Genomic DNA, 21,132 nt, shown 5'->3' with positions numbered 1-21,132 from the left:
TCCGGCGGGTATGATGGGAGTACTTTCCTGCTTCAAGCAGGCTAGCCCATGAGGATGGAGGAACTGGCGATGACTCGTATCAAAAAACGACGCAGTTGGGGCACCGCCCTGCTGGCGGCCGCGCTGATCGGCACGGCTTGGCCGGTGCTTGCCCCGAAGGTGCAGGCGGCACCCAGCGAGCCGTATACCTGGCGCAATGTGGTGACCGGCGCCGGAGGCGGATTCGTTCCGGGCATCGAGTTCAATGCGAAGGAGAAGGATCTGATCTACGCCCGCACGGATATCGGAGGGGCGTACCGCTGGAATCCGGCCGACAGCTCGTGGATTCCGCTGCTCGATTCCATCGGCTGGGATCAGTGGGGTTACACCGGCGTCGATGCGCTGGCGACCGATCCCGTCGATCCGAACCGCTTGTACCTCGCCGTAGGCACCTACACCAACGACTGGGATCCGAACAACGGGGCGATCCTGCGGTCGACGGACAAGGGGACGACATGGCAAACGACACCGCTGCCCTTCAAGGTGGGCGGCAATATGCCGGGGCGGTCGATGGGCGAGCGCCTGGTCATCGATCCCAACCTGAACAGCACGCTGTTCTTCGGGGCGCGCAGCGGGAACGGCCTGTGGAAGAGCACCGATTATGGGGCGACATGGAGCAAGGTGGCCTCCTTCCCGAATCCGGGCACCTACGTTCAGGATCCATCGAATGCCTACCAGTCGGACATCATGGGGCTGGCCTGGATCGTGTTCGATCCAAAGTCCGGTACGGCAGGACAGGCTTCGAAGACGATCTACGCCGGCGTGGCCGATAAGGCAACGAGCATCTACAAGAGTACCGACGGAGGAGCCACCTGGGCCGCCGTACCCGGGCAGCCGGCAGGGTATCTTCCGCACCACGGCGTGATCTCGGGCGACTCTCTCTATATCACCTATAATGACGGGATCGGGCCGTATGACGGGACCAAAGGAGACGTGTGGAAGCTGAACCTGACCACCGGGGCCTGGACGAATATTTCTCCGGTACCGAGTTCCTCCACAGACAATTATTTCGGCTACGGGGGCTTGGCGGCGGATACGCAGAACCCGGGCACGCTTGTTGTCTCCACGCTGAATTCTTGGTGGCCGGATGCGAACCTGTACCGGACCCGCGACGGCGGGGCGACCTGGACGCCGATCTGGGAGTGGAGCGGATATCCGAACCGGACGCTGCGGTATACGCAGGACATCACAGCCGCCCCGTGGCTCGACTTCGGCAGCAACCCGAGCCCGCCGGAGGTCACGCCGAAGCTCGGCTGGATGATCGGCGACCTGGAGATCGATCCGTTCAACAAGGACCGCATGCTGTACGGCACGGGAGCGACGATCTACGGAACGGGGAACCTCACCGCCTGGGATACGGGAGGCAAAGTGAACCTCTCCGTGGCCGCCAAAGGGCTGGAGGAGATGGCCGTTATCGACCTCATCTCCCCGCCGGCAGGGGCTCCGCTCATCTCGGGGGTAGGGGACGTGTCAGGCTTTCGGCATGATGACGTCACGAAGGCGCCGGCCCAAATGCTCATCAAGCCGAGCAGCACGTCTTCGCTGGACTATGCGGAATGGAAGCCGGCCTTCATGGCACGTGTCGGGTATGCGGACAAGACAGCCGACCCGAACGCCAAGTCGATCTCGATCTCCTACGACGGCGGGGCGAACTGGTTCAATCCGTCGGGCGAGCCGTCCGGGACGAAGGGCGGCGGCCTGATCGCCGTCGGCGCGGATGCCGGGTCGCTCGTCTGGAGCACCTCGGACCTCGGCGTGTTCCACTCGAAGAACAGCGGGAACAGCTGGACGGCGAGCACGGGGCTGACGGCAGGCGCGGAAGTGGCGGCGGACCGGGTGAACCGGGGCAAGTTCTACGCGGCGTCCGCCGGCAAGTTCTTCGTCAGCACCGACGGAGGCGCGACGTTCACCCCGACGGCGGCGTCCGGCCTGCCGGCCGAGGGCGTGCTGAACTTCAAGGCGATGCCGGGCCGGGAGGGCGACATCTGGCTGGCCGGCGGGACGTCCAAGACCACCTACGGCCTGTGGCATTCCACCGATTCGGGCGGGTCCTTCGTCAAGCTGCCGAACGTCCAGGAGGCGGATGTCGTCGGCTTCGGCAAGGCGGCTCCCGGCCGGGATACCATGGCCCTGTACGTCTCCGCCAAGATCGATGGCGTGCGGGGCATCTACCGTTCCGACGACAAGGGGAGTTCGTGGGTGCGTATTAATGATGACGCCCACCAATACGGGGTAACCAACTCGGCGATCACGGGAGACCCCAAGCTGTACGGCCGGGTCTACCTCGGAACGAACGGCAGAGGCATCCTGTACGGGGACTCCGCGGGCACGACTACGCCGCCGCCGGTTCAGAACCCGTCCATATCTCCGACGACCGCTGCTTTTGATAAAAATACATCCAAGGCGGCGGACATTGCGGTGCAGCTGACCCTGAACGGCAGCAGCCTGACCGGCATCCGTAATGGAGGCACGGCGCTTACGGCGGGTATGCATTATACCGTCAGCGGCTCCTCCGTGACGCTGCTGAAGAGCTACTTGGCCTCCCGGCCGGTCGGCACGGCCACGCTGACCTTCGAATTCAGCAGCGGCACCACAGCGGCACTGGCCGTCGCGGTCTCGGACTCGACGACAACGACGCCTCCGCCGGTGAACAGCGGTCTGAGGGTGCAGGTGCAGAACGGCACAACGGCCGCCGCAACGAATTCGATCGCACCGCGGATCCGGCTCGTCAACACGGGAACTTCAGCCATCGAGCTGTCGGATGTCACACTGCGATACTATTACACGATCGACGGGGAGAAGGCGCAGAGCTTCTTCTGCGACTGGTCGAGCGCCGGCTGCCCGAACGTGACGGGCACCTTCGGCAAGCCGGCGGCGGCGAAGCCGGGTGCCGACAGCTACCTTGAGATCGGCTTCAAGGCAGGGGCCGGCACTCTGGCGGCCGGCAAGAGCATCGATATCCAGGCCCGCTTCTCCAAAAACGACTGGTCCCATTACACGCAGACCGGCGATTATTCCTTTGATGCGGCAGCGGAGTATACGGACCGCAGCAGGGTAACCGGTTATGTCAAGGGCGGGCTCGTCTGGGGCATCGAGCCTTAGGGGAGCTGAGCTCAGCGGCACAGTGGGGAAGCGGCGGCTTTGCCGTATCCCTTGCAGCTCCGGCACCAAAAAGCAGTCCACCACCCCCCTGCAGCAGGGGAAGGGCGGACTGCTTTTTTTATTTGGATCATGTTAGGAATTCATCCTGCCTGCTTGCCGGGGGCAGGCCGCCATAACGGATCACACACCGCCCCAGTACACCTCGGTTTCATACTCGAAGGACACCCGGCCATGGGCGGCATTGCGGTCGAACACCCGCCGCAGCTCCTTCAGCATCGGTTCATGCTTCGCATGGCCGGGAGCCGGAGCGTACGAGGAAGACAAGAGCCGGCCGCAGAGGCCTTCGTAGTCGAACAGCTGCCGGTACGGGAAGCGAGCCTGGTGGAAATTTCCCGCCTGGAAGAACGGCTCCAGGTCCCCGGGGGAAATGTTCTTGTGGCTGACTTGGGCGTAGTCCGTTCCGTAGTTGTGGAGCAGCTGCTCATACTCTTCGAGGAACGGGGTGCCTTTCGTCAGCCTGGAGTTCCAGATGAGCACCGCCCGGCCGCCGGGCTTCAGGATCCGGCGGAATTCCGCCTGCGCCCGCACGCGGTCGAACCAATGGAACGCCTGCGCGCACACAATGAAGTCCACCGACGCGCCGGGGAGACCGGTTTCTTCCGCAGAGGCGGCAGCCGTGCGGAACGACGTATAGGCTCCGAGCGAATCCTCGGCGGCCGACAGCATCGCCCGGTTCGGCTCCACCGCGGTCACCCGGCAGCCCCGCTCGAGCAGCAGCTTCGAGAACTTGCCGGTTCCTGCGCCGATATCCGCAATCTCGGCTTCGGGGTGGAGACCCACGCTGTCGAACAAGTAATCCAGCGCCTCGGACGGATAGTCCGGCCGGTATTTGACATAGTAGTCGACGCGTTCGGTGAATCGTTCCTTGGAATCCTGTACACTCATGGGTTCACGGCTCCTCTCCTTGGCGCCTGCCGCAGCAGGCTGTATCTCCATGATACCCCATGTGTACCATTTCGTACATATTGTGGGAAGTGCGGCGGGGCCGTGGTACGATGAAAAAAGATGCGGCGGCATGGAGGTTGAAAAGAGTTGATAAAGGATGGAAAGAGTGATGTCGGACGGAGATTGGAAAGAGATTTTGATAATGATTTGAAATAAGATTTGAAAGAGATTTGAAAGAGATTTGAAAAAGATTGGAATAGAGATTGGAATAGAGATTGGAGGATAAAGATTTGATAAAAGGTGGAGGGGGAGAAGCTGTGAATATCCACGCGGAGGTAGATACCCTTGCCGCGTTTTTGGAGAACGAGTTGAAGGAACAAATCACCGGCATTTATCTCCACGGTTCACTGGCGATGGGGGGCTTTCACCCGGAACACAGCGATATCGATGTGCTGGTGGTCGTCAAGCGCAAGCTGACGCAGGAAGAGAAGAAAAGGATCGCGGGGGGGCTGCTGGCGTTCGAGGAGAGGCTGCCCGGCGGCGGCGGAGTGGAGCTGAGCGTGATCACGGCTTCCTCCTTGGAGCATTGGAAGCATCCCGCGCCGTTCGAATTTCATTATTCCGCCGCTCACCGGGACAGGTACCGGGCGGACGAGAACTATATGTGCGGGGGCGGGACGGACCCGGATCTGGCGGCCCATCTGACCGTCACCTACCACCGGGGCTTCGCTTTGCACGGGCCGGCTGTCCGGTCTGTTGTTCCCGAGATCCCCAGGGAGCATTATATGGATTCCATCTTCAGCGATATAGAGAACGCGCTGGAACAGATAGCCGCGAAGCCGGTGTATTACACCCTGAACCTCTGCCGGGTTCTCTACTATTTGAGAGAGGGCGTCGTGTCTTCCAAGGTGGAAGGGGGCGCCTGGGGACTGAGCGTCCTGCCTCCCGAATACCGGCCGCTGATCCGGCAGTGCCTGGACGAGTACAGTGGGCTGAAGCAGCAGCCTTCGGTACATAACAGCAGGCTGGCCGAGGAGTTTGCCGGGTATATGTGCACTGCAATCCATCGAGAAGCGGGGGCATCCGGCTCGTCAAAAATCTAACCTGCAGCGTCAGCTCATGAGCTGAAGCAGCTTCAACTCGGTTGTCGACTCGAGCTTGGGCGTGTACACACTGCAGCGCAGATCCGTCTCCCCCTGCACCTGCAGCGACGTCAGCTCGAAGAGCATCCGCCCGGCCTTCGCGTGGCGGAATTCGAGGGTCACCTCCGGGGAGGAGCTGACCTTGCTGTCCTCCCACAGCCGGCTGAAGTCCGGATGGGCTTCCTTCATCTCCGCCAGGAAGAGGTTGTACCACTCGTCCCCGACATACTTGCCGTAGTAAGCGCGGAAGATCGCGAGGAAGCCGCTCACGAAGTCTTCCCAGTTCACGGCGAGGCGCCGGAATTCCTGGCGGGCGAAGAGCAGGCGGATCATGTTCCGCCCTTCGGCGGAAATCTCGTCGAAGTTCAGGAAGACGCGCCGGGCGGCTTCGTTCCAGCCGACAATATGGCACCGCCGGTCCGAGATGATCGTCGGGCAGTATTTCAGCTCTTTCAGTATTTTTTTGCAGCGAAGGGCTGATTCTGAGGGACGTATCTTCCAGGGGCGGGACGGACGTGCCCGTCTCGAGGGCGAGGGCAAACAAATAATTGCGCTCGTCCATCGTCAGCTGCAGCGCGCGGGAGATGCTCTCGAGCACGGAGACCGATACCTGAATATCCCGCCCCTGCTCCAGCCAGGTGTACCAGGTCGTGCTCACGCCGGCCAGCTGGGCGACTTCTTCCCGGCGGAGGCCCGGCGTTCTGCGGCGTATGCCGGCAGGCAGCCCGACGGTATCGGGGGAGATCTGGGCCCGGCGGGCTTTCAAAAAGGCCGACAAGGCCTGCAATCGTTCCTGACTGTTCATTCGTTTCCCTCCGGTATTCGTTATCCTGTCATCCATTATACCAGGATAAACTCCAACTTGTAATAGGATAACAAGAGTGTCAAACTGGTGTGGAGAGCAAGTGAACAGGTTAAAGGAGGACGAGTGGATGGAACGGGTCGTTATTACGGGAATGGGTATGATTTCTCCGCTGGGCCAGGATGCGGGTTCCTTCTGGGACAGGCTGGTACAGGGCCGTTCGGGGATCGGCAGGATTGAGGCGTTCGATACGTCAGCTTACAAAAGCAGGATCGCGGGGATGGTCAAGGGGTTCGACGGAGAAGGGCGGTTCGGGCGCAAAGAGGCGCGTAAAATGGACCGCTTCTGCCAGTTCGCGCTGGCGGCGGCGGAGGAGGCGCTGGAGCAGTCGGGTCTGCTCCGGCAGGAACTGAATAAGGAACGGACCGGCGTCTATGTCGGCTCGGGGATCGGAGGCATTCAGACGCTGCTCGAGCAGAGCCGGACGCTGCTGGAGCGCGGTCCAGGGCGGGTGAGCCCCACGCTCGTCCCGATGATGATCTCGAATATGGCGGCGGCCGCCATCTCCATGCGGTGGGATCTGCAGGGGCCGACGCTGTCGCCCGTCACGGCCTGCTCGATCGGCAATACGGCCATCGGGGAGGCGTTCCGGGCAATCAGGTACGGGGCGGCTGACGTTATTCTCGCCGGCGGTGCGGAGGCGGCCGTCACGGAGATCTCGATGGCCAGCTTCGGCAATGCGGCGGCGATCTCCATGCGCAATGACGAGCCGGAGCGGGCCAGCCGTCCCTTCGACGCGGGGCGGGACGGGTTCGTGATGGGGGAGGGCGCCGGCATCCTGGTGCTTGAGAGCCTGACTCATGCAAGGCGGCGGGGGGCGGAGATTCTCGCTGAGGTGACCGGGTATGGGGCGAGCTCGGATGCATATCATATGGTCGCCACGCATCCGGAAGGGCGTGGCGCGGCACTGGCGATGCAGGCGGCGCTGGCGGAAGCCGGGGCGGTTCCCGAAGACGTGAACGTCATCAGCGCGCATGCGACGAGCACGGAGCTTGGAGACCGGTCGGAGGCCCTGGCGATCCGCAGGGTGTTCGGCGAATCCACCGGCCGCATTCCCGTCACGGCGAACAAGTCGATGACCGGCCACATGCTCGGGGCAGCCGGCGGGGCGGAAGCGATCGCCCTGGTGCAGAGTCTGCGGCAGGGAATCATTCCGCCTACGATCAACCAGGAGCAGCCGGACCCGGAATGCGGTCTGGACGTGGTGGCGAATAAGGCACGGAAGGCGGAGCTGCGACTCGGGATGTCCAATTCCTTCGGCTTCGGCGGCCATAACGCGGTCATTCTGCTGAAAAAGTGGGAGGACGAAGAAGATTTTTGACGAAAAGGGATATGGATAAAATAGGAAAATGGTTCTATAGCGCCCCGGCCATCCCAATGGTATAGTGAGAGCATTCTACTTCGATCGGAGGGTTACGTGTGGTACATCATTCCCGGCTCAGGAAGTAATGCAGCGAACTGCATGCTTTTCTACGCCTCTGCCTGTGTGCGGAGTCAACGGGATCGGTCTGCCCTATACACGTAACCCCCTGGATTCGGGCTGTCCACAAATGAGAACACCTGCGCCTTGATCAGGCGGATGTTCTTCTTTTGACGCACCGGGGGCGGCAGGGATCTTCTTTGGCTGAGGAACGCACAGGCAGTCGGCTGTGTGTTCTTTTGTATTTTCCTAATCAAAGGAGCGGTGATCGGATGACAGCCCTCAATACCAATGGACAGGAACCGAAGCAGCATGTGGAAGAAGTCCTGGCTGCAGCTTCACGGCATGGACTGCAGCTGGATCCCGGATCGGTGGAGCTGAATGAATCGGGAATGGATTTTCGGGTCGCTTTTGCCTCGGATGATGCGGGGGCAAGGTGGGTGCTCCGCCAGCCGAGGCGGGAGGATGTCTGGGAGAGAGCGGAGAACGAGCGGAAGGTGCTCGGCTTCCTGCAGGGGAAGGTCCCGGTTGAGGTGCCCGATTGGTGCATCTTCACCCCGGAACTGATTGCGTATCCCCTGCTCGGCGGGCACCCGGTGGCGGCCGTCGATCCGGCCGGCGGCGGGTACGCGTGGCGCTGTGAGCAGGACTCCCTGCCGGAGCTCTTCTTTGACTCCCTCGCGCAGACGCTCGCTGCCCTGCATGCCGTGGATCATGAAGAAGCGGCGGCGGCCGGTGTCCGGGTGAAGCGTCCGCAGGAAGCAAGAGAAGCGTTCGCCGATAACATCGAGGAGATCCGGCGAAGCTTTGAGATCCCGGAGCCGCTGGCGGAGCGCTGGAATGCCTGGCTGGCGGCGGACAGCTATTGGCCGGAGCATTCGACGCTGAATCACGGCGACCTGCATCCGCCCCATATTCTAGTCGACGAGATGCAGCGGGTCACAGGCCTGATCGATTGGACCGAGGCGGAATGCGGGGACCCGGGGAAAGACTTTGTGATCTTCTTCGCGCTTTTCGGCGAGGAGGGTCTGCGCGATCTGCTGCGGCGGTATGAGCGGCTTGGGGGCCGGGTTTGGCCCCGGATGCCGCAGCACATTGCAGAGCAGTGGGCCGCTTACCCGGCGCTCGTGGCCAAGTTCGCCCTGACGACGGGCAGGGAGGCGGACATGGAGATGGCCCGGGGCATGATCGCCCACTGGCAAACGGGGTAGCGGCTGCGAGGCCCAGGACAGATGGGACGATAGGCTGTGTTTAGATGGGAGCAGCGGCCACTGGGGCCTGTTCCGGGCGTCAGATGTTTTTTCTTTCCGGAAATGGGGATCATGTGCGCAAAGGTGTTGAATATGTATAAGGGGGAGCATGTCAGCATGTCTCCGTCCTATTCTTCCCGGCTGAAAGGAGAGAGTTGATGGCACAATCGAGGGATAGCGTAAATCAACGCCGCATTACGGGCAACATCTTCAAGGGCTCGGTCGGCAACCTGATCGAGTGGTACGACTGGTACGTATACACGGCTTTCGCAGTCTATTTCTCGTCGGAGTTCTTCCCGAAGGGCGATCCGACGAGCCAGCTGCTCAATACGGCGGCCATCTTCGCCGTCGGGTTCCTCATGCGGCCGATCGGCAGTCTGCTTCTCGGGCGGTATGCCGACCGTCACGGCCGCCGTGCGGCGTTAACGCTTTCGATCACCGTCATGGCCGGCGGCTCGCTGATCATCGCCTTGACCCCGGGCTACAGTACGATCGGCCTGTGGGCTCCCTTCATCCTGGTGCTGGCCCGGCTGCTGCAGGGCTTGTCGCTCGGCGGGGAGTACGGCACCTCGGCCACCTACCTGTCCGAGATGGCGAGCAGCGGGCGTCGCGGCTTCTATTCGAGCTTCCAGTACGTGACGCTGATTGCCGGACAGCTTGTGGCGCTGGGCGTGCAGATCATCCTCCAGCAGCTGCTGAGCGAGCCGGATATGAAGGCATGGGGCTGGCGGATTCCTTTCGTCATCGGCGCCCTGGGGGCACTTGCGGTCCTGTGGCTGCGGCGTTCGATGGACGAATCCGAGCAGTTCGAGAGCATGGGCAAGGAGAGCCGTACGAATGCCGGCACGATCCGGGCGCTGATGAAGCATCCGAAGGCGGTGCTGACGGTTGTCGGCCTGACGCTTGGCGGGACGGTGGCTTTTTACACCTATACGACCTATCTCCAAAAGTTCATGGTCAATACGGTGGGCCTGCCCAAGGAGACTGTCAGCTGGATCAACTTCTGGGCGCTGCTCCTCTTCGTCGTGCTACAGCCGCTGGCGGGCAGTCTGTCCGACCGGGTCGGAAGGCGGCCGCTTCTGCTCGGCTTCGGCATCCTGGGGACGGTGCTGACCGTGCCGCTGTTCCTCCTGCTGCAGAATGCGCAGACGCCGCTCGCGGCCTTCCTGTTCATGATGGCGGGGCTGATCATCGTCACGGGATACACGTCCATCAATGCCATTGTCAAAGCGGAGCTGTTCCCGACCGAAGTCCGGGCGCTCGGCGTAGGGTTTCCTTACGGCGTTACGGTAGCGGTATTCGGCGGGACGGCGGAATTCATCGCGCTCTGGTTCAAGAGCATCGGCTATGAGTCCCTGTTTTACTACTATGTCGCAGCCTGCATAGCTGTCAGCCTGATGGTTTACTGGCGGATGGCGGAGTCCTCCAAGGTATCCCACATTGAAGCGGAGATCAGCCGGTTCAAATAAGGCTCGGCCGCTCCGCTCGTGGGCGATGGAAGGATAGACCGCAGATGGCAGGCGGATAGAGGAAAGTCGATAGACGGAAGAAGCAATTGTTCGATTTTTCACGTTTTTTTCGTATGGTTTGCAACAGAACGCTTTTCCTCCTTGGGGTATGATACATTCATCAACCGAAACCGAGGAGGAAATAACGATGAAACAAGGGAACGACACGAAGAACGGCAAGATGGGCAAAGGAATGAAGTGGATCGCAGGCGCGGCTCTGGCAGCGGCTTTGATTGTTCCGGCGGCAGCCGGCTTGAAGGCGGAGGCACAGGCAGAAGCGGCGGCCAAGCCGGAAGCGAAGCCGGAGGCGCTGTTCGCAGCGAAGGCGGAAGCGAAGCCGGAAGCCTCCCTGGCATAGTCCACTGATAATCCCGCGACGAACGATCATCAGCATGACACAGAAAAACCGCCCCGTGCGGTTTTTTTGTTTTCTCTTCACGATAGAGGCCCCTTACTGCTGCTCCCCCCTAAGAAACAACCGTTATACTCATCTTTTCGCTGGCCCCGCTTCCCCGGTCCGTGTATTAATTACATTATAGAGATCGATCGTAGGGAGGAAGTGGCAGAAGAGATGTCAATGAACATCACCCTGCAGCCGGTTACCCGCGGGAACTGGATGGAGGCGCTTAGCTTAAGCGTAACCGAAGAGCAGATTCATTTTGTTCCGCCGGCAGTAGTCTCGCTGGCCAAGGTGTACATCAAGCCGGATGGGGATCAGGTTCGCTATGAGCCATATGCGATATATCATGAAGACCGCATGGCAGGATTCATGATGCTTGCGTACGAAGAGCTGACGGCGGATATGTATTGGATTAACGGTTTTCTCATCGATGCGGCTCAGCAGGGCAGGGGATACGGCCGGGCCGCTCTGCTGCTCATGCTGGATACGATCCGCAGCCGCTTTCCTCAATGTCGTGAGATCCGGCTGACGGTGCATCCGGACAACTCCCATGCCCAAAGGCTGTACCGGAGCAGCGGCTTCACCGATACGGGAGAGTGGCTTGGGGGCGAACAAGTCTTTGTCTATCCCGTTGACCGGTAGAAGGGAAGGCCTATGACTCCACAGTGCCCCGGAGGAGAAGGCATGGGTACTTTTCACATGGAATGCAAGGATATAGTTCTCCGCGAATATGCCATCGGCGATTTGGATGCGCTCTATGTACTTACGCAGGAACCGGAGATCATGGCCTTCTTGCCGGACTGGAATGTGCCGAAGGATACAAGAAGGGAATGGATGAACCGCTTCGAGATTCCGGAGAACCGGAAGTTTCTGCAAGCGGTGCAGGAAGGCGGACGAATCGGGGAGCTCCGTCTGAGGCTCGGTATCCACTCCAAAACGACAGGGGAGTTCATCGGATGGTGCTGTACCGGCATGAAGGAAGAGCTCTCCCCTCCGATCCGGGAGATGGTATACGCCGTATCTCCCCTTCACCGGAAGAAGGGATATGCGGCTCAAGCCGTACAGGGCCTGATCCGGTTTTTGTTCGACCACACCGATACGGCTGAGCTCTGCGCGCTGGCTCTTCCGCACAATAAGGCTTCCCTCCGGGTAATCGAGAAGTGCGGATTCGTCTTTTGGGATACGGTGGAGATCGGCAGGGAGACTTACAATTATTATAAGCTGGGTAAAACCGGAGGGACACCGGGCGCCGGTACCATTGGAGGACGGGAAATCGAACCGTGATCATCCTGGCTAAGCGTGGATGATGAGGATAGGGAGCAGCTTTCCAGTGAAGCTTCCATTGGCCGACTCTGGCAGTATGGAGACAAACTTAGTGGAGATACAGGCGGCGCTTCGTTGGACAATGGGAATAACGGAACTCAGATGCGCTATGGGCGTCTCGGAAGGGGCTTTTGACAAAATAGAGGAACTGAGGTTCGCTATATTGGTGAATGCCGCAGTATTTCTCTGAAATGCACGGAATAAGGAATCTGAGTTCCGCTATGCGCTGGAGATCCACCTAAATTGTGCGAATAAGACATCCTGGTTCCTTTATTTTGAAAGGAAAGCAATGCAGGACTCGGCTCTCGTGCTGCCGGCTCTTACGTGGCGACAGTTCAGTGTAGTTCACGGTACATGGGAAATGGCGACGCAGATCAAACTTAAGCAGGCTGCCGGGAGATGTCAGCCTGCTTTCTTGCGGATGGTCGGGCAGCTTCACTTTCGTGAACCGCCGCATCCTCGCTCCGTGAGTCCCGCCTCGGTCTCTCTCCGTATGCCGCATCTACGAAATGTGAGCTGCAGCTTGCAATCAAAGCAGGGCTGCAATAAAAGGATGGCTGGAGCCTGAGCGGCCAGCAGTGCATACCTGAGCATAGGAAAGCCGGCTAGCTTCCGCTAACCGGCTTTTTGTCGTACCGTATGACCTTGGGTCAAGAAGTTACACGCTCTGCCTCTTCCCGCCGAGGAGGGCGTAGGCGCCGATCACGATCAGAACGATCGCCACGACGGGCCCGTGGCCGCTCAGCTTGTTCAGGAGGGTGCCCAGCGTGAAGACGGTGAAGAACAGCAGGGAGATCACCGTCAGAATGCTGACCGGGATGAGCAGGTACCGGTTGCGGCTGCCGAACAGGTAGAACTCGAAGAGTCCGACGGCCGGGGCAAGCACAAAGCCCGGCCACATGACGCCCCACGCGTCGAACAGGGTGGAGATCTGGCAGACGAGGCCGACCGTCACCAGGATCCCGCCGGGGATGAGCAGGCCGGACGCTCTGGGTGCCGTCATGGAGAAGTACAGCCAGTGGAAGAACAGCCCCAGCGGCAGGACGAACAGGCTCGCCCAGTAATACTCGAAGATGGTGCCGACACCCATCGGATGCCCCTGGTTCAGGAACAAGCCTGCCCCCAGGAGAATCAGTACGGTGCCAATGATGTATCGGCTCATGTTCACATTGAAGCTCCTTTCGGTTTCGTTCATGAATCAAGCTCGTTTGTATGTTAACATATTCCATCTTATCCCATCGCCCATCCGAAGGGAAGGAGGGAACTGGACTTAGGTCCAGTTTCAGATGAGGGCTTGCTTCCCTCATGTCCTCCTGCTTTACGTGGGGGACGGGCGGCACCCTTAAGAGCACCGGATAGGGCGTCCGGTGCTCTTCAGTCTGCGGGCCTGAGGTGCTGCCGCTGGATACCTGCCTGTCCAGGGGAAGCGGGGAAAGCATAACTTCCCGGGAGCAGGCAGGCTTAAGGGGTCGACATGATCTTTTGTATGGCGTATGGCATCGTCAACTTTATCTCAGCCGGATCTTCTCCGCCGCGTCCATCCCCTGCCGGATGCAGTCGGGCATGCCCGTCCCCCTGTAGGATTTGCCGGCAAGGACGACATTCGGCCACTGCGCCAGCAGCTCGGATTCCATGCCGTGCAGCCGCTCCAGGTGGCCGCATTCATACTGGGGCATCGCGGCCGGATGCCTGGACACCACGCTGAAATCCGGCCGGAGCTCTTCACCGAGAATGCGGCCGAGGTCCTCCAGGACCGCTGCCGTCAGGGCGTCGTCACCGTGCCCACAGTGGATTTCATCGCCTGCATGCCCAAGATAGGCACGGAGCAGGAGCTTGCCGGGCGGAGCGGTATGGGGCCACTTGACCGATGTCCAGGTGCAGGCCGTAATCCGGAGACCGCTGCCGCGGGGAGCGACGAAGCCCGACCCGCGCAGGGGAGCGCGAAGCCTGCGGCCGTCGAGGCCGAGGGCCACATTGGCGACGGAGACACCCTGGATGGAGGCCAGGCACCGGTTCAGGGAACGGGAACGGCCTTTTAGAAGCATGGCTGCCGTATGGGCGGGAACCGCCAGGATGACCGCATCGGCATGAAGCTCGGCTCCGTCCGACAAGGTCACGCGGTAGGCGCTCCCGGACTCCCCTGCGGGGCTGATGGCCGACGCGGAAGTCTCCTGCCGGATGACGGTGCCCTGGCAGACCAGTTCTTCCGTCAGACGTTCCACCAAGGCGCCGAGCCCCGAGCTGAAGGTGAGGAACAGGCTGCCCCGCAGCCGGGGCGGAAGCTCAGGTCCCGTGCGGCCGTGCACGGGGCTTTTCGGCATGCGCTTGGATGCCAGCATGCCGAGAATGAGACTGCGGTGGCGGGATTCCAGGGAGAGCAGCTGGGGGAAGGTCGCGGCCGTGCTCAGCTTGTGCACGTCGCCGGCATAGATGCCGGCCAGGATGGGGCCCACGAGGCCGTCAGCCACTTCCCGGCCCATGCGCCTGCCGATCAGCCCGCCCAGCGGCTCGTCTCCAAGCGCCGTCCGGCGGGGGAGCACCAGATCCAGCGCGGCGCGCGCTTTGGCCCTGTACGAGAGCAGCCCGGTTCCGAGGAACGGCAGAACCCGGGTGGGGATGCCCATTGACAGCCCTTCGGGCAGAGGCTGCAGCCGGCCGTTCCGGTACATATAGCTGCGGGCCGCATCGGGATTGAGCCCCACCAGCTGTTCCTCCAGGCCGAGCTCCCGGGCCAGAAGGAGCGTCTCGGGCTTTCTGGACAGGAAGGAGTCGGGGCCTTGCTCGATCACGAATCCGTCCTGCCGCAGCGTCCGGACCGCGCCCCCCAGACGGGGCTCCCGTTCGATCAAGGTTACCCGGAGCGGCCGGTTCTCTCTGGCGGCACGCTTGTTCAATTCATAGGCGGCCGTTAATCCGGTGATGCCGCCTCCGATCACGACGATATGATTAGGCATGTTTCGCATGGCATCGGTACCCGCTTTCAGGATCAATGTGTGTAGACAGCGATACCATACCAGAACGAGGCTCCGTCAGGCTATGATGCGGATCACCCCGAATCAGGCGGCTCACTGTGACCCGGCGCACAACGTTGGCTCCGGCGCTCCGGTATACTGGCTATATTGAAAACCATTCTCAAGGAGGAAGCAGGATGCGGCCGAAACGGATGATTGTACGAAGGATATCGGTGAAAAACCTCGCTGCAGCCGATATGCGGCAAAAGGAGGAACCCGGCGTATGAGCATGCAGGAGAACGTCAGACAACTGGATGTCAGACCGCAGCTGCACCGCAAGCTGGATCCCTTCCAGCTCATCATGAAAACCGTCAGGGAGCTCGGCAGGGAAGAGATGCTGCTTCTCCACGCGACGCTCAAGCCGGTGCCCTTGTTCGGCCTTATGAAGCTCAAAGGGTTCGCCAGCCGCACGGAACAGGTGGGGGAGCGCTATTGGATTACGGCGTTCCTGCATAAGAGCCAGGACCAGGCCAGGCTTGCCGGGCTGCAGCTGAACCGGTGGGCGGTTCCCCTCCTGGAGGATGAGGGTTCTGCTGTGGAGACGGAAGAGGGAACCCCTGCCAGCCGGGAGGGGAAGGCCGGGGGAGCGGCCCGGGATCAAGCCATGGCGGCGGATCACGGCAGAGCCGACCTCGACAACCGGGGGCTGGAGCCTCCCCAGCCGATGGTCCGTACGCTGAGCGCCCTGGAGCATCTGGCTCCGGGCGGCACGCTGACGATTCACAATGACCGCACGCCCGTCTTCCTGCTGGAAGAGCTGCACCGGCTCGGCTATACGTATCAGTCGGTCACGCAGGCGGACGGCTCGGCCATCATTTGGATTTTGAAACCTGCAACCTGATTTTACTCAAAAGGAGGCGATTTCCATGTTTCGGCTGCCGCTTTTATTTATGATGACGGGCATGGCCAGCTTCATCTTGTTTCATCTCTTGTCGCTCTTCTCCGTGGGAGAATGGGCCGTAGGCTCGCCCCGGAGTCCTGACGGCTGGTTCCGCCTGCACCTGCTTGTGCTGGACTGGGCAACCATGATTGCGATGGGGGCCGTCTACCAGCTGGTGGACGTCGTGCTCCAGCGAAGAATCCACAGCGAGCGGCTCGGCTATCTCCACTACGGCTGCTTTACGGCAGGCTCGGCCGTACTGCTGGCCGGCTTCCTGCGGATGGATACGCTCTGGATCGCGGCCGGGGCTTCGGGGGCACTTGCGGGGATTCTGCTTTTCGCATGGAATGTGGGGAGAACGCTGCTTGCGGCCCGGCAGTGGAATCCGGTAACGGTCAGCACCGCCTGCGCCGTCGGTTATTTGGCTTTAACCGGTGTGCTCGGCATGATGATGGGATTGAATTTTGCCTGGAACTGGTGGGGGGCGTTCATGAGAGATTGCTTCATGCACATATCTGGCTGGGCATTACCGGCTGGTTCGGACTGCTCATTACGGGGTTCAGCTACAAGATGCTGCCGATGTTCTACCTGTCCCACGGCTTCTCGGAGAAGACCCCGGGACGGGTGATGCGGCTGTGGAACGCCGGCGTGCTGTACGGAGCCATCCTCTTCCTTCTGGGTGTCAGGCCGGTGTATTCGATTCCGGCGGTCCTGCTACTGCTGGCCGCCCTGATTCTGTACAGCCGCCATATGAGCGACATCCGCGGACACAAGCATAAGAAGGGACCGGGCCAAGGAATCCAGTGGACGGTGCTTGTCACCCGGGCTTTGATCCTGTATCTGATCGGTCTGCTGTGTGTATGGGTGTTCTTTCCGGATGAGGCGTGGAGCCTTACCGTCACCCTTTTGTCCGGCTGGATGGTGCTGTGGGGTTGGGTGGCGATGACCATTCTGGGCTACTTGTCCAAGATCATTCCGTTTCTCTGGTGGACCCACAAGTACGGCCCGCATGCGGGCAGGCCGAACGTTCCCCTGATGTCCGATCTGATCAGCGAACGGCATGTGGGATGGGGACTTGGGGGCATAGCGGCCGGTTTGCTCGTCACGATGACGGGAACCGGACTGCAGGAAGGCCTGGTGACGGCTGCCGGTGTCAGTCTGCTCTCTCTGTGCTCTCTGGGGTATATGGGACTGATCGTCAGGGTATTTGCCAAGTAAGGGGTCCGGCGGCCGGCGGCAGGAATAAATCACACGGAAAGGATGAGCGGAAATGGGAGAAGAACAGCGTGTACGGGAATGGCTGAAGGGGGTCTATGACCCGGAGCTCGGCGTGAATGTGGTCGATCTGGGGCTGATCTACGGGATCGAAGCGGAGGAGGGGGAGATCCGCGTGCGCATGACGCTCACCACACCGGGCTGCCCGCTGCATGATACGATCATCGGCGGGGTAAGGCGCGCATTGGAAGGCAGGCCGGGAGTGGGGCGGGTACAGGTCGAAGTGGTCTGGGAGCCGCGCTGGACACCGGAGCGGATGACCCCCGAGGCCAGAGAACAGCTCCAGTCCTTCTGAGCAAGGGGGCCGGGCTCCAGTTGAACCGGCGATAAAGCAGTCGTGTGGATCGGGCAAAAGCAACCCGGGAGCATTATGCGCAGAAGTGCATGACGGCTCCCGGGTTATTTCGTTTATATTTTTAACAAACGCGCATCGTCCACAAAAGACTCATGTTCAGCCGGATTCCCCAGGTACGCTGTTCGGCACGGATGATGGTAAGGGAACCGCCGCCGCTTTTCGCTTACACCCGGCTCCGAGGAGGAGGCTGATCCCGATCAGCATCAGCAGGGAGGCGGCCGCCAGCAGGCCGTTACTCCACGGAATGAGGTGCGATCCCAGCCACCCGAGCCATCCGTTCAGGAACAGCAGCAGCTCGTTCAATCCAAGGCCCGCTGCTAACAGCAGGACGCCTGCTGCGATGGATGCCTCCCGGCCCTCGAGCCATCCCTGCTGCAGCCAGCAGGCAAGGAGAAAGAGACTGACGAAGCCGAGCAGCACCAGATGCAGATACCCGACGATGACACTGCGGCTCTCAAATACAAGAGCCTCCAGGGCGGGGAGGGCGGATGCGGCCTCGAGTCCCATCTTTGCCGCCCAGACCAGCAGGGAGAGGCGGAGGAGACGTGCCGCCCATCCCTGGAACAGATAGCTCCCGATTCCGGGTATCCCCCGCCACAGCAGCCAAAAGGCGGCTGCCCCCGCGGCCTGAAGCAGGCCAGCGAGGGCGGCGGTGCCATGCCAGAACGGCGGCAGGCCTGCCCAGAGCATGGACAGCAGGAAGGCCGGCGGCAGCATGCCGGTGTACAGCAGCAGATGAATACGGGCCAGAGGCCGGGAGAACGGGATGAGGCGCTCTTCCAGGTAAGCATACAGGACGGCAAACAGGCCGAGCGTGAGCCACCCGTTGTATTGGAAGTGAAGATAGAAGTAGAGGGCCGCCCGATATCCTGCCGATGCTTGAAGACCATGGCTGCCAAGCCAGGCCAGCGCCCAGGGGCCGGCGGAGGACAGGGCCATGCACGCCAGTGCGGCCTGGGCGAACCGGACCGAGATTCCGCGCCTGCGGCCGGTCTTCAGACGGCGCCACATCCATACGCCAAGCGAGTAAGAAAGCAGGATGTGCACCGTGGATAGCGCGATGGAATACGGTCCGTAGCCCTGCACGGCGAAGGCGGCGAACATCCCGAGGACGGCCGCCTGGGTCAGCCCCCAGTTCACCCGGAAGAATCGCGAGCCCGCCTCGCCGGGCGGCAGGAAGCGGGCCGCAAGCAGAAGGATCAGGGCCGTATAAGCCCACCCGAGCAGTGCGGTATGGGAGTGGGCATGCAGCAGCCGGGCATACCCTCCGCTCCAGGAGGGCAGGAATACCATGGCTCGAAGGAGGACGCCCGTCGCTGCGGTGATCCAGAAGTACAGCAGCGGCCACCGGGTCCAAGAGCCGGGAATGGATGCTTCCGGTGCGGCTTCGTTACGGAGATCCGCAGCGGTCCGCATCACCGGCCGCCCTGTACGGATGGCCCGGCAGGCTCCGGCCGGGCCTGGGTGCCGTTCGCGGAAGCATAGCGGCGGGGACATACAGGCAGGCCGGGTCGCTTTCCAGATAGTCACCCGTAACGGCATAAGCCCGGGCCCTGGAACCCCCGCACAGCTCTTTGTATTCGCATACGCCGCACCTGCCCTTCAGCAGGGACTTGTCCCGGAGCTCCCGCATGACAGGAGAGCCGCGGTAAATCTCCAGCAGCTCCTGCTGCTTCACATTGCCGCAGGAGAGGGGCAGAAAGCCGCTCGGGTACACCTCGCCCGTATGGCTGATGAATACAAAACCGTCCCCGTCGCCTACACCCCGCGGCGCGCGTCCCAGCACATCGAGCGGACGTGCCGCCTGTCCTGCTCTCTCCCGCAAGGCCAGCAGCGGCCCGGCCTGTGCGGCCACTCGGCGGTAATGCGGTGCCTCCGTCGTCTTGATTCCGAAGGGGGCCGCTGCGGACAGCTCCACGAGCCACTGCATGACCTCTTCATGCTGAACGGGACTGATCATGTCCCTCTGCATGCCGCGGCCTGTCGGCACCAGGAAAAACAGACTCCACAGGACGGCCCCCATCCCGCCGACGACCCGGGCTATGTTCTTCAGATCCGCCAGGTTATAGTTCGAGACCGTGGTATTGATCTGGATCGGAATACCGAGCTCCTGCAGGTAGGAGATGCCCCGCACCGTCATGTCGTAAGACCCGGGGCTGCCCCGGAAATAATCGTGGATGTCCGCGCAGGAGCCGTCGAGGCTGAACGCCCAGCGGGAGAGCCCGGACTCCTTGGCCCGGCGTACCGCCTCCCGGGTCACCCGCGGCGTCGCGCTCGGCGTCATGGAGACGGACAGCCCCTTCTCCCGGATCGCATAATCGGCGAGCTCGAACAGGTCGGGACGCATGAGCGGATCGCCTCCGGTCAGGACGAACAGCGGACGGCGCTCCATCGCAGCCACTTGATCCACGAGCTTCACGGCCTGTCCGTAGGTTAACTGCCGGGGGTCCGCCTGACGCTGGGCTTCGGCCCTGCAGTGGAGGCACTTCAGAGCGCAGGCGCGGGTGACCTCCCAGATGACGATAAAAGGAAAATCATGATAATGATCGGCGGTGAATCCGTTTTTCATAAGGGTACCCCTTCCGGTGGTGGCTTCCATCCTAATAAGGATATACAGTAACGTCCTCCGGAGAGGTGAGCGGACTCACATTGTTCTTGGACAATCGGTGGAGCGGGGGGAAGGGGGATCAGGCGAATCGGGGTGTCCATGAGGTGAGGCCGCCGCCGGCCGGTACAAATAAGGCGAAACGATGACAATGCAGGCCGGGGGCAAAAATGTGGTTCCAGTCACAACGCCGCTTCACCAAGAGCTGTATAGTGGGGCCATGAGATCAGAAAATGGATCTTTATCCTTTTGGAGGTGCCGCATTATGCAAAGTCCTGTGGTTCAAAGCACCGCTTCTGTCGGTGAGATCGTCGCTGAATATCCGAATACGAGCAACCTGTTTAAGGAGTACCGGATTGACTTCTGCTGCGGGGGAGGCCGGCCCCTCTCCGAGGTGCTGGCGGAAAGCGGGCTGGACGAACCTGCTTTTCTGGAACGGCTGAACGCCATCGTGGAGGCGTCGAACCGAACGCCCCGTACCGATATCGATTGGAGGACGTATGAGTCCGGACAGCTGATGCGGCATATTCAGGACACGCACCATGCATTCCTGCGTTCCGAGCTCCCCGTCCTGCATGAGTTCGTCACTAAGATCAAGAATGTCCATGGCCTCCGCCATCCGGAGCTGGTCGAGCTGCACACGCTGTATACGAGCATGCGAGCGGAGCTGGAGGAGCATCTGGTGCAGGAAGAAGAGCGGGTGTTCCCTCTCATTCTGGAGTATGAGCGGACGGGAGAGGAGGCGCTGAAGCGCCGGGCCGGCGAGACTATCGCCGTTCTGGAGGCTGACCACAGCCGCGTAGGGGAGATCCTGAGGGAGATGCGGAGGGTGACCGCCGACTATACGCTGCCGGAAGGGGCCTGCCGCACCTATACGGTCTCGTTCCAGAAGCTGGTGCAGCTCGAGTCCGATCTGTTCGAGCATATTCATCTCGAGAATAATATCCTGTTCCCGCGGTTTGAGGAGCATTGCTCGTGCGGGGAGGAAAAAGGGGGCATGGGGCAGTAACCCTGT

17 protein-coding genes and 1 pseudogene are annotated in these 21,132 nt (G+C 61.3%); 12 read left to right on the top strand and 6 right to left on the bottom strand.

The window, feature by feature from the left end; genetic code table 11:
- The first annotated feature begins 69 nt into the window (after positions 1–69).
- Positions 70–3,141, top strand: a complete 3,072-nt coding sequence (locus PM3016_RS22415) for a X2-like carbohydrate binding domain-containing protein (RefSeq protein ID WP_420798949.1) — start codon at positions 70–72, stop codon at positions 3,139–3,141.
- Positions 3,142–3,321: 180 nt separating this feature from the next.
- On the opposite strand, the gene PM3016_RS22410 is transcribed toward PM3016_RS22415, so the two are convergent.
- Positions 3,322–4,086 carry a class I SAM-dependent methyltransferase gene (locus PM3016_RS22410; protein WP_014371046.1) on the bottom strand — a complete coding sequence of 255 codons (765 nt, stop codon included), beginning with the start codon at positions 4,084–4,086 and terminating at the stop codon, positions 3,322–3,324.
- A gap of 317 nt (positions 4,087–4,403) precedes the next feature.
- Here PM3016_RS22410 and PM3016_RS22405 point away from each other — a divergent pair, with 317 nt between their 5' ends.
- Positions 4,404–5,189, top strand: coding sequence for an aminoglycoside adenylyltransferase domain-containing protein (locus tag PM3016_RS22405; RefSeq protein WP_014371045.1), 786 nt, complete (start codon positions 4,404–4,406; stop codon positions 5,187–5,189).
- A 9-nt stretch (positions 5,190–5,198) separates the two neighbouring features.
- On the opposite strand, the pseudogene PM3016_RS22400 reads toward PM3016_RS22405, so the two are convergent.
- Positions 5,199–6,033, bottom strand: a pseudogene (locus PM3016_RS22400) (helix-turn-helix transcriptional regulator).
- Positions 6,034–6,160: 127 nt separating this feature from the next.
- Between PM3016_RS22400 and fabF the strand changes: the two are divergent.
- The 6 genes from fabF to PM3016_RS22370 all read left to right on the top strand — a co-directional run bounded on the left by fabF (position 6,161) and on the right by PM3016_RS22370 (position 11,952).
- Positions 6,161–7,411 (top strand): beta-ketoacyl-ACP synthase II, encoded by a 1,251-nt coding sequence (gene fabF / locus PM3016_RS22395; RefSeq protein WP_014371043.1) that lies wholly within the window; start codon positions 6,161–6,163, stop codon positions 7,409–7,411.
- A gap of 371 nt (positions 7,412–7,782) precedes the next feature.
- A complete protein-coding gene (locus PM3016_RS22390; protein ID WP_014371042.1) occupies positions 7,783–8,721 on the top strand; it encodes a macrolide 2'-phosphotransferase in 939 nt (312 codons plus the stop codon).
- A 197-nt stretch (positions 8,722–8,918) separates the two neighbouring features.
- Positions 8,919–10,229, top strand: a complete 1,311-nt coding sequence (locus tag PM3016_RS22385) for an MFS transporter (RefSeq protein WP_014371041.1) — start codon at positions 8,919–8,921, stop codon at positions 10,227–10,229.
- A 187-nt stretch (positions 10,230–10,416) separates the two neighbouring features.
- The gene (locus tag PM3016_RS22380; RefSeq protein ID WP_014371040.1) at positions 10,417–10,626 is read left to right on the top strand and encodes a hypothetical protein; all 210 of its coding nucleotides are present in this window, start codon (positions 10,417–10,419) and stop codon (positions 10,624–10,626) included.
- A 219-nt stretch (positions 10,627–10,845) separates the two neighbouring features.
- Positions 10,846–11,310: a GNAT family N-acetyltransferase gene (locus PM3016_RS22375; protein ID WP_041619212.1), complete on the top strand. Its 465-nt coding sequence runs from the start codon at positions 10,846–10,848 to the stop codon at positions 11,308–11,310.
- A 42-nt stretch (positions 11,311–11,352) separates the two neighbouring features.
- A complete protein-coding gene (locus PM3016_RS22370; RefSeq protein ID WP_014371038.1) occupies positions 11,353–11,952 on the top strand; it encodes a GNAT family N-acetyltransferase in 600 nt (199 codons plus the stop codon).
- Between the two features lie 697 nt (positions 11,953–12,649).
- On the opposite strand, the gene PM3016_RS22360 is transcribed toward PM3016_RS22370, so the two are convergent.
- Together PM3016_RS22360 and hemG are read right to left on the bottom strand one after the other, a co-directional pair.
- Complete coding sequence (locus PM3016_RS22360) at positions 12,650–13,186, bottom strand: hypothetical protein (RefSeq protein WP_013918827.1); 537 nt, start codon at positions 13,184–13,186, stop codon at positions 12,650–12,652.
- Positions 13,187–13,499: 313 nt separating this feature from the next.
- The gene (gene hemG / locus PM3016_RS22355; RefSeq protein ID WP_014371037.1) at positions 13,500–14,954 is read right to left on the bottom strand and encodes a protoporphyrinogen oxidase; all 1,455 of its coding nucleotides are present in this window, start codon (positions 14,952–14,954) and stop codon (positions 13,500–13,502) included.
- A gap of 271 nt (positions 14,955–15,225) precedes the next feature.
- Here hemG and PM3016_RS36940 point away from each other — a divergent pair, with 271 nt between their 5' ends.
- The 3 genes from PM3016_RS36940 to PM3016_RS22340 all read left to right on the top strand — a co-directional run bounded on the left by PM3016_RS36940 (position 15,226) and on the right by PM3016_RS22340 (position 17,452).
- Positions 15,226–15,843 (top strand): DUF2249 domain-containing protein, encoded by a 618-nt coding sequence (locus tag PM3016_RS36940; protein WP_013918824.1) that lies wholly within the window; start codon positions 15,226–15,228, stop codon positions 15,841–15,843.
- A 537-nt stretch (positions 15,844–16,380) separates the two neighbouring features.
- Complete coding sequence (locus PM3016_RS40060) at positions 16,381–17,100, top strand: hypothetical protein (RefSeq protein WP_238540289.1); 720 nt, start codon at positions 16,381–16,383, stop codon at positions 17,098–17,100.
- Positions 17,101–17,152: 52 nt separating this feature from the next.
- Entirely contained in the window at positions 17,153–17,452 is a 300-nt protein-coding gene (locus PM3016_RS22340) for a metal-sulfur cluster assembly factor (RefSeq protein ID WP_013918822.1), read from the top strand.
- A gap of 156 nt (positions 17,453–17,608) precedes the next feature.
- Here the strand turns inward: PM3016_RS22340 and PM3016_RS22335 are convergent, their stop codons facing one another.
- Positions 17,609–18,928, bottom strand: coding sequence for a hypothetical protein (locus tag PM3016_RS22335; RefSeq protein ID WP_014371036.1), 1,320 nt, complete (start codon positions 18,926–18,928; stop codon positions 17,609–17,611).
- On the bottom strand, positions 18,903–20,081 hold the full coding sequence (locus PM3016_RS22330) for a TIGR04053 family radical SAM/SPASM domain-containing protein (RefSeq protein ID WP_014371035.1): 1,179 nt from the start codon (positions 20,079–20,081) through the stop codon (positions 18,903–18,905). Before PM3016_RS22330 ends, PM3016_RS22335 begins: the two co-directional genes overlap by 26 nt.
- A 301-nt stretch (positions 20,082–20,382) precedes the next feature.
- On the opposite strand from PM3016_RS22330, the gene ric reads away from it, so the two are divergent.
- Positions 20,383–21,126, top strand: a complete 744-nt coding sequence (gene ric, locus PM3016_RS22325) for an iron-sulfur cluster repair di-iron protein (RefSeq protein ID WP_014371034.1) — start codon at positions 20,383–20,385, stop codon at positions 21,124–21,126.
- The last annotated feature ends 6 nt before the right edge of the window (positions 21,127–21,132 follow it).

It is taken from the genome of Paenibacillus mucilaginosus 3016 (genome assembly GCF_000250655.1).
Classification (GTDB): Bacteria; Bacillota; Bacilli; order Paenibacillales; family NBRC-103111; genus Paenibacillus_G; species Paenibacillus_G mucilaginosus.
This window is presented reverse-complemented; position numbering and strand designations above follow the sequence as displayed.

Bases quoted from the DNA above. Each gene is read 5' to 3' on its own strand.
- PM3016_RS22370 (WP_014371038.1), top strand. From the start codon at position 11,353: ATGGGTACTTTTCACATGGAATGCAAGGATATAGTTCTCCGCGAATAT.
- PM3016_RS22330 (WP_014371035.1), bottom strand. From the start codon at position 20,081: ATGAAAAACGGATTCACCGCCGATCATTATCATGATTTTCCTTTTATC.
- PM3016_RS36940 (WP_013918824.1), top strand. From the start codon at position 15,226: ATGAGCATGCAGGAGAACGTCAGACAACTGGATGTCAGACCGCAGCTG.
- PM3016_RS22335 (WP_014371036.1), bottom strand. From the start codon at position 18,928: ATGCGGACCGCTGCGGATCTCCGTAACGAAGCCGCACCGGAAGCATCC.
- ric (WP_014371034.1), top strand. From the start codon at position 20,383: ATGCAAAGTCCTGTGGTTCAAAGCACCGCTTCTGTCGGTGAGATCGTC.
- hemG (WP_014371037.1), bottom strand. From the start codon at position 14,954: ATGCGAAACATGCCTAATCATATCGTCGTGATCGGAGGCGGCATCACC.
- PM3016_RS22360 (WP_013918827.1), bottom strand. From the start codon at position 13,186: ATGAACGAAACCGAAAGGAGCTTCAATGTGAACATGAGCCGATACATC.
- PM3016_RS22375 (WP_041619212.1), top strand. From the start codon at position 10,846: ATGAACATCACCCTGCAGCCGGTTACCCGCGGGAACTGGATGGAGGCG.
- PM3016_RS22410 (WP_014371046.1), bottom strand. From the start codon at position 4,086: ATGAGTGTACAGGATTCCAAGGAACGATTCACCGAACGCGTCGACTAC.
- PM3016_RS22415 (WP_420798949.1), top strand. From the start codon at position 70: ATGACTCGTATCAAAAAACGACGCAGTTGGGGCACCGCCCTGCTGGCG.
- fabF (WP_014371043.1), top strand. From the start codon at position 6,161: ATGGAACGGGTCGTTATTACGGGAATGGGTATGATTTCTCCGCTGGGC.
- PM3016_RS22385 (WP_014371041.1), top strand. From the start codon at position 8,919: ATGGCACAATCGAGGGATAGCGTAAATCAACGCCGCATTACGGGCAAC.
- PM3016_RS22380 (WP_014371040.1), top strand. From the start codon at position 10,417: ATGAAACAAGGGAACGACACGAAGAACGGCAAGATGGGCAAAGGAATG.
- PM3016_RS22340 (WP_013918822.1), top strand. From the start codon at position 17,153: ATGGGAGAAGAACAGCGTGTACGGGAATGGCTGAAGGGGGTCTATGAC.
- PM3016_RS22390 (WP_014371042.1), top strand. From the start codon at position 7,783: ATGACAGCCCTCAATACCAATGGACAGGAACCGAAGCAGCATGTGGAA.